Source organism: Pseudomonas gingeri (genome assembly GCF_013385635.1).
Classification (GTDB): Bacteria; Pseudomonadota; Gammaproteobacteria; order Pseudomonadales; family Pseudomonadaceae; genus Aquipseudomonas; species Aquipseudomonas gingeri_A.
The window spans coordinates 761,536-774,435 of record NZ_JACAPR010000010.1 but is presented as its reverse complement, the minus strand read 5'-3'; the positions used below and the strand labels follow the sequence as shown (position 1 = coordinate 774,435).

The 12,900-nt window shown below is 62.7% G+C and carries 14 protein-coding genes; 10 read left to right on the top strand and 4 right to left on the bottom strand.

The window, feature by feature from the left end; translation table 11 throughout:
- Positions 1-14: 14 nt before the first annotated feature.
- Together HX851_RS13880 and HX851_RS13875 are read right to left on the bottom strand one after the other, a co-directional pair.
- Positions 15-1,478, bottom strand: a complete 1,464-nt coding sequence (locus HX851_RS13880) for an MFS transporter (protein ID WP_177065723.1) — start codon at positions 1,476-1,478, stop codon at positions 15-17.
- Positions 1,475-2,614, bottom strand: coding sequence for an HlyD family secretion protein (locus tag HX851_RS13875; protein WP_177059881.1), 1,140 nt, complete (start codon positions 2,612-2,614; stop codon positions 1,475-1,477). Before HX851_RS13875 ends, HX851_RS13880 begins: the two co-directional genes overlap by 4 nt.
- Positions 2,615-2,734: 120 nt before the next feature.
- On the opposite strand from HX851_RS13875, the gene HX851_RS13870 reads away from it, so the two are divergent.
- The 4 genes from HX851_RS13870 (at position 2,735) to HX851_RS13855 (ending at position 6,345) form a co-directional block, all read left to right on the top strand.
- Positions 2,735-3,358 carry a TetR/AcrR family transcriptional regulator gene (locus HX851_RS13870; protein WP_177059884.1) on the top strand — a complete coding sequence of 208 codons (624 nt, stop codon included), beginning with the start codon at positions 2,735-2,737 and terminating at the stop codon, positions 3,356-3,358.
- Positions 3,359-3,380: 22 nt separating this feature from the next.
- Positions 3,381-3,896 (top strand): G/U mismatch-specific DNA glycosylase, encoded by a 516-nt coding sequence (mug, locus tag HX851_RS13865; protein WP_177059886.1) that lies wholly within the window; start codon positions 3,381-3,383, stop codon positions 3,894-3,896.
- A 78-nt stretch (positions 3,897-3,974) separates the two neighbouring features.
- Positions 3,975-5,072 carry a carboxynorspermidine decarboxylase gene (locus HX851_RS13860; RefSeq protein WP_177059888.1) on the top strand — a complete coding sequence of 366 codons (1,098 nt, stop codon included), beginning with the start codon at positions 3,975-3,977 and terminating at the stop codon, positions 5,070-5,072.
- 28 nt (positions 5,073-5,100) lie between these two features.
- Positions 5,101-6,345, top strand: coding sequence for a saccharopine dehydrogenase family protein (locus HX851_RS13855; protein ID WP_177065780.1), 1,245 nt, complete (start codon positions 5,101-5,103; stop codon positions 6,343-6,345).
- A gap of 83 nt (positions 6,346-6,428) precedes the next feature.
- Here the strand turns inward: HX851_RS13855 and HX851_RS13850 are convergent, their stop codons facing one another.
- A complete protein-coding gene (locus HX851_RS13850; protein ID WP_177059890.1) occupies positions 6,429-7,265 on the bottom strand; it encodes an alpha/beta fold hydrolase in 837 nt (278 codons plus the stop codon).
- A 131-nt stretch (positions 7,266-7,396) separates the two neighbouring features.
- A complete protein-coding gene (locus HX851_RS13845; RefSeq protein WP_177059891.1) occupies positions 7,397-8,290 on the bottom strand; it encodes a LysR family transcriptional regulator in 894 nt (297 codons plus the stop codon).
- 120 nt (positions 8,291-8,410) lie between these two features.
- On the opposite strand from HX851_RS13845, the gene HX851_RS13840 reads away from it, so the two are divergent.
- The 6 genes from HX851_RS13840 to HX851_RS13815 all read left to right on the top strand — a co-directional run bounded on the left by HX851_RS13840 (position 8,411) and on the right by HX851_RS13815 (position 12,744).
- Positions 8,411-9,079 (top strand): RraA family protein, encoded by a 669-nt coding sequence (locus tag HX851_RS13840; protein WP_177060132.1) that lies wholly within the window; start codon positions 8,411-8,413, stop codon positions 9,077-9,079.
- Positions 9,076-9,738 carry an RraA family protein gene (locus tag HX851_RS13835; RefSeq protein WP_177059892.1) on the top strand — a complete coding sequence of 221 codons (663 nt, stop codon included), beginning with the start codon at positions 9,076-9,078 and terminating at the stop codon, positions 9,736-9,738. Before HX851_RS13840 ends, HX851_RS13835 begins: the two co-directional genes overlap by 4 nt.
- The gene (locus tag HX851_RS13830; RefSeq protein ID WP_177059893.1) at positions 9,735-10,949 is read left to right on the top strand and encodes a pyridoxal phosphate-dependent aminotransferase; all 1,215 of its coding nucleotides are present in this window, start codon (positions 9,735-9,737) and stop codon (positions 10,947-10,949) included. Before HX851_RS13835 ends, HX851_RS13830 begins: the two co-directional genes overlap by 4 nt.
- A 177-nt stretch (positions 10,950-11,126) precedes the next feature.
- Positions 11,127-11,342, top strand: a complete 216-nt coding sequence (locus HX851_RS13825; RefSeq protein ID WP_177059894.1) for a tautomerase family protein — start codon at positions 11,127-11,129, stop codon at positions 11,340-11,342.
- Positions 11,339-11,989 (top strand): DsbA family oxidoreductase, encoded by a 651-nt coding sequence (locus HX851_RS13820; RefSeq protein WP_177065721.1) that lies wholly within the window; start codon positions 11,339-11,341, stop codon positions 11,987-11,989. Before HX851_RS13825 ends, HX851_RS13820 begins: the two co-directional genes overlap by 4 nt.
- A gap of 44 nt (positions 11,990-12,033) precedes the next feature.
- Positions 12,034-12,744: an SDR family NAD(P)-dependent oxidoreductase gene (locus tag HX851_RS13815; RefSeq protein ID WP_177059896.1), complete on the top strand. Its 711-nt coding sequence runs from the start codon at positions 12,034-12,036 to the stop codon at positions 12,742-12,744.
- Positions 12,745-12,900 lie beyond the last annotated feature (156 nt).

Here is a 12,900-nt window from a genome sequence, read left to right as displayed (position 1 = left end):
AGACTCCACGAGCACTAGTTGGTCGGAACGGGCTTGCGCAGAAACAGCACCAGCGGACTTGCCACCAGCATCACCACCAGCAAAATCTTGAACTGGCCGATCAGCGCGATAAAAGCTGCCTGGCCGGTGATCATTTCGTTGAGCCCGGCCAGGCTCGGCAAGGACATCGATGCCGCGCCGCGATACACCGTCAGGTGGCTGCCCAGCGCCTGATGCATCGCCTGGGTATTGTTGAAGAAGTACAACTGCACCACTGCTACGCCGAGGGTGCTGCCATAGACCCGGACCAGATTGAAAATCCCGGCGGCTTCCGGACGCAGTTTCGGATCGAGGGTGCTGAACGCCATCTTGCTCAGCGCCGGCATCAGCACCCCGAGACCGATACCCTGCAGCGCACCGGCAATCGCCACCGGCCAGCTGTCCATCAACGGCGAATAGCCGAGCATCAGCCAGTTGGCATAAACCACCAGGGCGATACCCGCCGCCACCAGGGCCCGCTGGTCGATACGAGCCGGAACCCGGCTCATCAGCAGGAAGGCTCCCACCAAGCCGATACCTCGCGGCAGGGTCAGGCCACCGGTCGTGTCGGGCGGATAACCGAGCAGTTCATCGAGCATCGGCGAGGTCAAGGCCATGGTCGACAACAGGACAAAACCCAGGGCGAAAAACATCACCGTCGACAACACGAAGTTGCGATCCCGAAACAGCCCCTTGCTGACAAAGTGCACCTTTGCGGTCAGCACATGGACCACGAACAGATAGAGTCCCAATCCGGCGGCCAGCGCTTCCAGCCAGATTTCCGGCGAGGCGAACCACTCCAGGCGCTCGCCACGGTCGAGCAGCATCTGCAGGCCGATCATGCCCAGGGTAAAGGTGCCGAAACCGAAGAAGTCGAAGGGCTGCCTGGCCCCGGCCTTTTTCTCCGCCAACCAGAGCGCCACCACCAGGAAAATGAAGGCCGACAGCGGCAGACCGAGATAGAAGATCGAGCGCCAGCCGTAATGCTCGCCGAGCCAGCCACCAATGCTCGGACCGGTAGCGATGCCCAGCAGGACGATGGCGGTCCAGGTCGAGCCGAAGGTGGCGCGCCGCGCCGGTGCCAGGGTTTCCAGGGCTATCGCCATCGACAATGGCGCCAGTACACCACTGGCCAGTCCCTGGACAATCCGCGCACCGACGAACTCCAGCGATGTCGTTGCCGACGTTGCGAGCAGCAGGCCCAGGGCGAAGATCGCCAGCGCGCCCTGGTACATCAGCTTCAGGCCATAACGGCCACCCAGCCACTGGGCGATCGGCAAGGTAATGGCGCTCGCCGCCAGGTAGGAGGTGAAGACCCAGCCGGCCTGGTCGTCGGTCATCGACAAGCTGCCCTGCAGCAACCTGAGCACCGCGTTCGGCAGCGGCAGGTTGGCGGACTGCATATAGGTCGCCAGCAATGCGGCAAACCTCAGCGCACGCGCGCCCTCTGCGCTGCTCATTGTCGGCTGCCCGCGGTCAACAACCCTTTGAGCGGCTGCCACCAGGGCGCGCGATAGCCGGTATCGACGGTGACCGTGGCGCTGGTGCCGGAGAACAACGGCAGGCGCGGATCAACCTCATCGAGTTCGAGCCGGACCGGCACCCGCTGGATCACCTTGACCCAGTTGCCGGTGGCATTTTCCGGCGGCAGCAGGGCGAAGTCCGCGCCGGCCCCGGGGCTCATGCTGATGACACGGGCCTTGAACGGATGATCCGGGTAAGTATCGATGCTGATGGTCGCGGTCTGGCCCGGATGCATATGGGTCAGCTGGGTTTCGCGGAAGTTGGCCTCGACCCATACCTGCCGCGCCGAGAGCAAGGCAAAGGCCGGCGCACCGCTGTTGAGATAGTTGCCGACCTGCAGGTCGTCGACCTTGGCGACGATGCCATCGTCCGGCGCATAGACCGTTGCATACGAAAGGTACAACTGCACCTCGTCAAGCTGCGCCTTTGCCTCGCGAATCGCCGGATGGCTGTCGATGTCGATATCCGGATTGCCGTTCAACGCCACCACGGTATTGGCGATCTGCTGTTCAACAGCGGCGATGCGTTGCCGCGCGACCTTGAGATCGGTGTCCGCGCGTTCATAGATCGAGCGTGAGACAAACTCGGTGGCCATCAGCGCCTTCTTCCGGGCGAACTCCTTCTCGTCGAAACTCGCCGACTCCCTGGCCGATTGCAACTCGGCCTGCTGCTGCCGGTAGCTGGCCTTGAACCCGGCGATACGCAGCCGCGCCACGCTCAGTTGCGCCTCCGCCCGATTGACCGCGATCTGAAAAGGCTCCGGATTGATCCGGAACAGTACCTGGCCCTTGTGCACCTGCTGGTTGTCCTCGACCGCGATTTCCACTACCTGCCCGGAAATCCGTGCATTGATCGAGGCTTTCGCGACCCGGGCATAGGCGTTGTCGGTCGAGACGAAGGGCTCGGCCGCCAGGTAACGGGCAATCGCAACCGCCGCGAACAGCACCGGCAGCCCCACCATCAGCAGGGGTCGCACCCTCTCCTTCAAGGGGTTGCGCATGAACGCGGCCGCCTGGCCAGGTCCCGGATGCTCGAAGTTGTGTGTCGCCGTACTGTCGAATTGCTGGGTCATGATCGAATTTACCTGTGGCCGGGGAGCACGCCTGGAACCGTGAATGTCTGAATTCCGATTTTTGTGCGACAATGTAAGAATATAGCCACCCCGGCCTTCACTCAAGGATTTTTGTACGACATGGCACAAAAAAAGACCACCGAGGGAAAAGGCCGCGGCCGCCCTCGCGCCTACGACCCCCAGACAGCACTGCAGCAAGCGCTCGGAGTGTTCTGGAATACCGGCTATGCCGGCGCCTCCCTGGACAGCATCGCCACGGCGGCGGGCATGAACCGCCCGAGCCTGTATGCCGCCTTCGGGGACAAGCACGCGCTGTATATAAAGGCGCTTGAGCAGTACTGGGAGATGGCCGCGGCGGCCGTGGACGAGGCGCTGCAAGACCGCTCCCTGACCCTCGGCGAGGCGTTGCTGCGTTTCTACGAAGGGCAGTTGTCGATCTACTTCTCCGGTGACGGCCAGCCGCGGGGTTGTTTCATGATCGGCACAGCCACCACCGAGGCGGTCGAGGATCCGGCCATCCGCGAGATTCTTGCCAACCGGCTCGGCCGCCTCGATGCCGAACTGGAAACCCGTCTGCGCGCGGCAATCGATGCCGGCGAACTGCAAGCCGATGCCGACCCGGCCGCCCTGGCGGCGCTTGCCTCGGGCCTGATGCACAGCATTTCGATACGAGCTCGGGCGGGTAAGTCCCGGGCCGAACTGACCGAACTGGCGCGCAACGCGGTCAGGGTCATCTGCGGCTGAGCCCGGGCATGTGAGGTGTGTCGTGACTGAAGGACTCGAAGATATTCTGGCCGGGCAACTGGCGGTGATTTTCTGTGGCATCAATCCGGGACTGATGGCCGTTGCCCAGGGGCATCACTTTGCCGGTCGCGGCAACCGGTTCTGGCGCACCCTGCATCTGGCCGGTTTTACCCCCGGGGAACTGCTCCCGGAAAACGATCGGGATATCCTGCGCTACGGGTACGGGCTGACCACCGTGGTCGAGCGACCGACCGCACGGGCGGACCAGCTGTCCCGCGATGAATTCATCGCCGCCGCTGCGAATTTTGAACAAAAGATTGCACGTCATGCCCCCGCTTGCGTGGCCTTTCTCGGCAAGGCGGCATACTGCGGACTATCCGGCCAGCGGGACGTCAACTGGGGACTGCAACCCCGGCGCCTGGCAAATTCCGCGGTGTGGGTCCTGCCCAATCCCAGCGGGCGCAACCGGGCTTTTTCCCTCGATCAGTTGGTGAGCGCCTATCGGCAGCTTCGTCTGACCGTCGGTACCGACCGGTAGGAAATACGCCTGCCAACCTTTCGATTCGGGCCAAGTAAAGGCACAATGCGCGTCCTTTTTTGGCTAGCAGGCCTCGAAATGATCAAGACGCCGTATTACCTCATCGACAAGCAGAAGCTGCTGGTCAACCTGCAGAAGATCGCCTACGTGCGCGAGCAGTCCGGAGCCAAGGCGCTGCTGGCGCTCAAGTGCTTCGCCACCTGGTCGGTGTTCGACCTGATGCAGCAATACATGGACGGTACGACGTCGTCGTCGCTCTACGAGCTCAAGCTCGGCCGCCAGAAGTTCGTCGGCGAAACCCATGCCTACAGCGTAGCCTGGGCCGATGACGAGATCGGCGAGATGCTCGAGAACTGCGACAAGATCATCTTCAACTCCATCGGCCAACTGCAGCGTTTTGCCGAAGCGTCCACGGGCAAGGTCCGCGGCCTGCGGGTCAACCCCCAGGTGAGCAGCTCCGACTACCTGCTGGCCGACCCGGCACGGCCGTTCAGCCGCCTGGGCGAGTGGGACCCGGCGAAGATCGAACAGGTCATCGGGCAGATCTCCGGCTTCATGTTCCACAACAACTGCGAGAACGGCGACTTCGGCCTGTTCGACCAGATGCTGGCGACCATCGAGGAACGCTTCGGCCACCTGCTGCACAAGGTCGAGTGGGTCAGCCTTGGCGGCGGCATCCATTTCACCGGTGAAGGCTATGCCCTGGATGCGTTCTGCGCACGCCTCAAGGCGTTCTCGCAGAAGTACGGCGTACAGGTCTACCTGGAACCGGGCGAAGCGGCGATCACCCAGAGCGCCTCGCTGGAAGTCACCGTGCTCGATACCCTGTACAACGGCAAGAACCTGGCGGTGGTGGACAGTTCCATCGAAGCCCACATGCTCGACCTGCTGATCTACCGCCTGGACGCCAAGATGGCGCCGAGCAACGGCGACCACACCTACATGGTGTGCGGCAAGTCCTGTCTGGCCGGAGACATTTTCGGCGAGTACCCCTTCGATCGTCCGCTGTCCATCGGCGATCGGCTGTCGTTCGTTGACGCGGCAGGCTACACCATGGTCAAGAAAAACTGGTTCAACGGTTTGAAGATGCCGTCCATCGTAGTGAAACAACTCGACGGTACTGTCGAGGTCGTTCGTGAGTTCGGTTACGAAGACTACCTGTCCAGCCTCTCGTAAGCTGGCGGATTGAGGAGAAATGAAAAAATTGAAGAAGAACGTACTTATCATTGGTGCAGGAGGTGTCGCCAAGGTGGTGGCCCACAAGTGCGCGCAGCACAACGACGAACTCGGTCGTATTGCTATCGCGTCGCGCAACATCTCCAAATGCCAGGCCATCATCGACAGCGTCAAGGCCAAGGGCAGCCTCAAACAGCCCGCTGATATCCAGGCCTTCGCGCTGAACGCCCTGGATATCGAAGCGACCAAGGCGCTGATCCGCGAAACCGGATCGCAGATCGTCATCAACGTCGGCTCCGCGTTCCTCAACATGTCGGTACTGCGTGCCTGTATCGACACCGGCGTGGCGTATCTCGACACCGCCATCCACGAAGAACCGGGCAAGGTCTGTGAAACACCGCCCTGGTACGGCAACTACGAGTGGAAACACCTCGAAGAATGCCAGCAGAAGAACATTACCGCCATCCTTGGCGTGGGCTTCGACCCGGGTGTGGTCAACGCCTATGCGGCACTGGCGCAGCAACAGTATTTCGACCGCATTGACTCGATCGATATTCTCGACGTCAACGCCGGTTCCCATGGCAAATACTTCGCCACCAACTTCGATCCCGAGATCAATTTCCGCGAATTCACCGGACAGGTGTGGAGCTGGCAGGACAGCCAGTGGACCAGCAACACCATGTTCGAAGTCAAGCGCACCGACGACCTGCCGGTGGTCGGTTCGCAGAACCTGTACCTGACCGGTCACGATGAAGTGCACTCGCTGTCGAAGAACCTCGACGTGCCCAACGTGCGTTTCTGGATGAGCTTCGGCGAGCACTACATCAACGTCTTCACCGTGCTGAGGAACCTCGGCCTGCTGTCCGAAAAACCGGTGCGCACCGCCGAGGGCCTGGAAGTCGTGCCGCTCAAGGTGGTCAAGGCCGTGCTGCCGGATCCGTCCTCGCTGGCGCCTGGCTACACCGGCAAGACCTGCATCGGCGACCTGGTCAAGGGCAGCAAGGATGGCCAGCCACGCGAGCTGTTCATCTACAACGTGGCCGACCATGAGGAAGCCTACGTCGAGACCGACAGCCAGGGCATCTCCTACACCGCCGGTGTACCGCCCGTGGCCGCGGCCCTGCTGGTCGCCCGTGGCGAGTGGGACGTGCAGCGCATGGCCAACGTCGAGGAGCTGCCAGCCGAGCCGTTCCTCAAGGCACTGGATGCCATGGGCCTGCCCACTCGTATCAAGGACGAGCATGGCGACCGCGCGTGGGATGCTATCGCCTGATAGCGCCGCCAATGCCCGGTTGAACAAAAACGCCCCGACCTGCAAGGTTCGGGGCGTTTTTTATTGCCGGTCGATGCTGAGGCTCAAGTCACTTCAGGCACATCCGTCACCTGGCCCGTGCCCTGGAAATCGGCAATCTGCTGCCACATCGCCACGGGATTGGAGTACATCGGGAAGTGCCCGCACTGCGCGATGGGCGCCAGCCGCACGCCTTGGGCCTGGATAGACGCGAGATAGGACAGCGAGGCGTTCTGCTCGCCGTACATGAACATCCGCGGGCACTCCAGACCGAGAAACTTGCCCATCAGGTCGGCGTTATCGGAAAGGTCGACCATCGATTCGAAGATGCCACGCACCGCCCCGGCCCGCACCTTGTGGCGCAGGCTCGCCGAATACAACGCACTGGCATAGGCCGGCGCCTGCCGGGCGCGTTCGATGAAGGCGGTGAAAAACACCTCGGGATCATCCGCCGGATAATCCACGATCTGCCGGCTGAGAAAGCAGTCTTCCGGGGCGATATTGCCCTCGATATCGACAAAGCTGAGTACCCGCCCGGGGAACTGATGGGCCAGCATCAGCGCGGTCAGCCCGCCCATGGAGTGGCCGACCAGATGGAAACGCTCCATGCCGAAATGCTCCAGTACCTGCAACGCCGTCTGCCGCAGGAAGGGAATGGAAATCCGCGACAGGTCGCTGCACTGGCTCTCGCCGCACCCCGGCGCGTCATAAGCGACAAACGGGTGACCGGCGAATGCGGGCTGCAGCACGATGTCGGCGTAGTCTTCCTTGGTCGAGCCGAAACCATGCAGGAAGACGATGGGCGCCAGGCTGCCTTCACGAGAAATGGCGGCGATGCTCAACTGGACACCCTCCACCGTCAGGGGCAGTCGGGCATGAGTGAAGGTTTCGGCTGAAGACACGTGAACAGCTCCTTGAACGAAAAGATCGGCGACGGCACAGACGGCAATGTCAGGGAGATCGGGGCGGGTGTAAATAACGGATTCGGTAAGGCCTCCATACGCCAAACCTATCATTGCCGGGCACGGCCCGCTCAGCCCCCGGCCCGGTAGCGCGCAACCACCTCCTCCACCACTGGATTGGGCCGATCGGCATTCCAGGCCAGCGCCGTGGTGACCACTTGCAGCTTCTGGCTCAGCGGTCGAAACACGACATTGTCCGGGGCGAGTTTCTTCAGTGCCGCCGGCACCAGGGCGATGCCCTGGCCGTAGCTGACAAAGGCGATCTGCGAAGCCACCGAACGCACCTCATGCAGCACCCTCGGGGAGAAGCCGCTGGCCCGGCAGGTGGCGATCAGGTTGTCGAAATACACCGGGCTGACCTTGCGGGAAAACATCACCAGGGGCTCGTTGGCCAGGCTCGACAGGCTGATGCGCGACCGCGCGGCCAGCGGATGATCAGCAGGCAGCGCCACCACCAGGCGATCCTCGGTCAACGGCAAGGACTGGATCGACGCTCCGAGATCACCGTCCAGGCGGGCAAAGGCCAGGTCGATATCCCCGGCCTCCAGAGCCGGGACCGCTTCAACACTGTCGATTTCCCGCACGGAGACCGTGAGGTGCGGGTAGCAACTCTTCAGTTGTTCGATCAGGCCGGGCAGCACGTCGAACATGGCCGTCGAAATCGCCCCGATGGTGAGCATGCCCGACTGTCCTGCCACCGCTTCCTCCACGGCCAGCTCCAGGCGCTCCAGTTGCTCGGCGAACTTGCGCACTGCCGGCAGGATCGCGGCACCGACCGGGGTCAGCTTCGCGCCGCGTCGCGAACGCTCGAAGAGCGTGACCTTGAGGGCCTGCTCCAGCACCTGGATCTGCTCGCTGAGCGGCGGCTGGGACATCCCCAGGCGCTTGGCGGCTCGGCCGAAATTCTGCTCCTCGGCCACCGCCAGGAACAACCAGAGATGACGAATCAGACGGAAATTGATCATGACTTATCCATAGGTTCAGCGTATCCAACGCTTCTGTGATTCGTAATATACCTATGGAACTGCCTCACCGACACTGGATGCCTCCTTCACCCCAGGGGTTCTCCGATGATTGACAACAACATGACCGGCCAGCGCTTTCTCGAGCGCCTGGCCGCGCTGGACACCAACACCGTGTCCGATGCCCTCGACTTCCTCGGCCTGCCCGGCGCCACAGTGGGGCTGCGGCCCTTGTGGAACTGTCCGAAAATCGTCGGCCGCGCCAGCACCGTGCTGCTCGCACCGAAGACCGACAACAGCCGTACCGCGCACCTGATCACGCCGGTGGTCGAGCAGATCCACAGCAATGATCGCGTACTGGTGATTGCCGGCGGTCTCGAAGGCATTTCCTGCTGGGGCGACATCCTCGCCAATGCCGCCGTCGCCAAGCAGTTGCGTGGCACGGTGATCGACGGTTGCAGTCGTGATATCGACGGTAGCGAAGCGATCGGCTACCCGGTCTACGGCCGTGGCGTGACCATGATCAGTGCGCGCAATCGCGTAGTACAGATCGCTGCCGCCGTGACCATCGACGTGGCCGGCGTCGCTGTCAGCGAGGACGACTATGTCATCGCCGACCGCTGCGGCACGGTGTTCGTATCGGCCGCGCAGATCGAGGAAGTGCTCGAGCTGGGCGAGCGTATTGCCCGTCGCCAGGACGGCATGGTCGAGGCGGTCCGCAGCGGCCGTTCGGTGGCCGAGGTGATGCATGACAACCAGTTCGAAGCCATCTACGTGGAGCACGCCCGATGAACCGTGAAGACCAGGCCCTGGTGGCCCTGTTCGCTGGCCTGGATACTCCGGGCATCTCCGATGCCATGGACAAGCTCGGCCTGCCCGGCCAATGCCTGGGCATCGCGCCCCTGGACAACTACACCCAGGTCATCGTCGGCCCCGCGTTCACCGTGCAGTACGTCGCCGCGAGCGTACCGCCGGGTACCGTGGGTGACTTTATCGAGGACGTGGCGGCGGGTGACATCGTCGTCATCGACAATGGCGGGCGCACCGACTGCACCGTCTGGGGCGACATCATGACCCAGTACGCCGGCACACGCGGAATCACCGGCACCGTCATCGACGGCGTCTGCCGCGACGTCAACAAGGCACTCGGCGACGGCTACCCGATCTTCAGCCAGGGCCGCTTCATGCGCACCGGCAAGGACCGGGTGCAAGTGCAGTCGGTGAACCAGCCGGTGTCCATCGGCAGCGCGCGGGTCTGTGACCGCGACATCGTCGTCGCCGATGCCAATGGCGTGGTGGTCGTACCACGGGCCCGTGCGGCCGAAGTGGCCGCCTGTGCCCGCCGGATCGAAACGGTCGAAGCCGAGATCCGCAGCCTGATCGCCCAGGGCAAGACCCTCAAGGAAGCCCGCACGGTATTGGGTTACCACAACCTGCAGAGGAAAGCATGAGCACTGACATCCAACGCCTGAACGCGCGCCTGGCCAGCGCGCAACCTTCAGCCACCTATCGGATCATCGACCGGGTCGCGGAACGCCGGGCACAAGGGGCGACGATCATTTCCCTGTGCGCGGGCGAACCCGACTTCGATACCCCCGCGCATATCCGCGCTGCAGCCATCGACGCCATCGAGCACGGCCATACCCGCTACACCCAGGTCGCCGGTGTCCGTGCGCTGCGCGAAGCGGTGGCCGCCAAATTCCGCCGCGAGAACGGCCTGGACGTCAGCTGGCAGGACACACTGGTGTGCAACGGCGGCAAGCAGGTGATCTACAACGCCCTGGCCGCGACCCTCAACGAGGGCGACCAGGTCATCGTGCCGGCACCGTACTGGGTCAGTTACCCGGAGATGGTGCAACTGTGCGGCGGCGAAAGCACCATCGTCACCTGCGCCGCCGACAGCGGCTTCAAGCTGACCGCGGCCGCCCTGGCAGCAGCGATCACGCCACGGACCCGCTGGCTGATCCTCAATTCACCCTGCAATCCCACGGGAGCGGTGTACAACCGCAATGAACTGCGCGCCCTGGCCGATGTGTTGCTGGACCATCCGCAGGTGCTGGTCCTGGCCGACGATATCTATGAACACCTGATCTTCGACGACCAGCCCTTCCATACCCTGGCCCAGGTGGAGCCACGCCTGCAACCGCGTACCCTGACCATGAACGGGGTCTCCAAGGCCTATGCCATGACCGGCTGGCGCATCGGTTTTGCCACGGGGCCGCGCTGGTTGCTGGAAGCCATGGAAAAGCTGCAGGGGCAACAGACCTCGGGCGCGAGCTCGATCTCACAGCAGGCGGCGATTGCCGCCTTGGTTGGCCCCAGGGACTTCATCCTGGAAAGCCGGGCGGTGTTCCAGCGTCGCCGGGACCTGATGGTGGCGCTGCTGAACGAGATACCGGGACTGCAATGCGTGAGTCCGGCGGGAGCCTTCTATGCCTTCGCCTGTTGCGCCGGCCTGATCGGTCGTACCTCCGCGGGCGGACGGGTGCTGCACAGCGACGAGGATGTCGCCCACGCCCTGCTGGACGAAGCGGATGTGGCCGTGGTGCACGGCAGCGCGTTCGGACTGGGTCCCTACATTCGCATCGCCTATGCACTGGATGACGCCTCCCTGCGCCAGGCCTGCGAAGCCATCCAGCGGTTTTGCCGCGCACTGCGCTGATCCAGCCTTTGCACCGAAGCCGGGCCATCGCCGGGCTTCGGCATTTAACTCGTCAAATTGATTACACCATATTACTAATGATGTTCTTTAACCCCTATTTATCCGCAGCCGACAACACAATAGATTGACTCCACTGCCTGCCCATCATGCCGATGGCCAGCCCACTGGAGAGTTGTCATGCCTTTTGTCAGCGTACGCATCACCCGCGACGGCGTTACCACTGAGCAGAAAGCCCAGGTCATCGCCGAAATCACCGAAACCCTGGAACGGGTCCTCAACAAACGCCCGGACCTGACCCATATCGTGATCGAGGAAGTCGATACCGATAACTGGGGCTACGCCGGTATCACCACCACCCAGTACCGCAAGCAACTGGCGGAAAATCCGTCATGAGCGCCCCCGTCAGAATCGAATTCATCTCCGACGTGGTCTGCCCCTGGTGCGCCCTGGGCGTGACGGCCCTGGAGCAGGCGATCGCCAACCTCGCCGGTGAAATCCCGGTGGAGCTGACTTTCAAACCCTTCGAACTGAACCCGGACATGCCGGCCGAAGGCGAGCACGCCGTGCAACACATGATGCGCAAGTACGGACGCAGCGCCGAGGAAGTGGTTGCCGGCAAGCAGATGTTGATGACCCGTGGCGAAGCCATCGGTTTTCACTTCGACCTGGAAAAACGCAGCCACTTCTACAACACCTTCGATGCCCACCGCCTGTTGCTCTGGGCCTTGCAGCAAGGGCGGCAGATCGAACTGAAGCGAGCCTTGTTGCGTGCCTACTTCAGCGAGGGCCAGAACCCGAGCGACCGCGAGACCCTGGTGCGCCTGGCAACCGAAGCGGGACTGGATGCCACGGCGACCCGTGAAGTCCTGGCCTCGGCTGCCTTCGCCGACGAGGTCCGCGAACTCGAAGGGTTCTATCGCCAACGCGGCATCAACTCGGTGCCGGCGATGATTCTCAACGAGCGCCACCTGGTCTCCGGTTCGCAATCGATCGCTTACTACGAACAGATGCTGCGGGAAATCTCCTCCGCCGCGGCCTGATTGATCACGCTTTACCCCACTTACCACCTATAGAGGTTTTTATCATGAGCAATGCAAAAAAAGTCGTCGTGATTACCGGCGCGTCCCAAGGTATCGGTGCCGCCGTGGTCAAGGCCTTCCGTGACCTGGACTACCGGGTGGTCGCCACTTCCCGCTCGATCCAGCCGTCCAGCGATCCGGACATCCTCGCCATCGCCGGCGACATCGCCGACCCGGCCACCGCCCAGCGCGTGATCCGTGAAGGCGTGGCACGTTTCGGTCGTATCGACAGCCTGATCAACAACGCCGGGATCTTTATCGCCAAGCCGTTCACCGGCTACACCCACGAAGACTATGTCAACGTACTGGCGGTCAACCTCAATGGCTTCTTCTACATCACCCAGTTGGCGATCAACGAGATGGAGAAACACGGCAGCGGCCATATCGTCAACATCACCACCAGCCTGGTGGACCACGCCATCGACGGCGTGCCGTCGGTCCTCGCTTCGCTGACCAAGGGCGGCCTCAACTCGGCGACCAAATCCCTGGCGATCGAGTACGCCAAGCGCGGAATCCGGGTCAATGCGGTCAGCCCCGGCATCATCAAGACGCCGATGCACGGCGAGGAAACCCACGCCGCGCTGGGGCAGTTGCACCCGATGGGGCATATGGGCGAAGTCAGGGATATCGCCCAGGCGATCGTCTACCTGGAATCGGCCGCCTTTGTCACCGGCGAGATCCTCCACGTGGACGGCGGCCAGAGCGCCGGTCACTAAGTCCTTCGGTTGCATGCAAACGCCCCGGCCCTTGAAGTCCGGGGCGTTTTTCATTAAGCGAGGGTCAACCCGTGGCCTCCCGCCGAGAGACAGTGTGTCGCCCAAAAGACGCCAATCGGATAAATGCCCGTGTCTATACTGGCGCCCCCGTGCAAC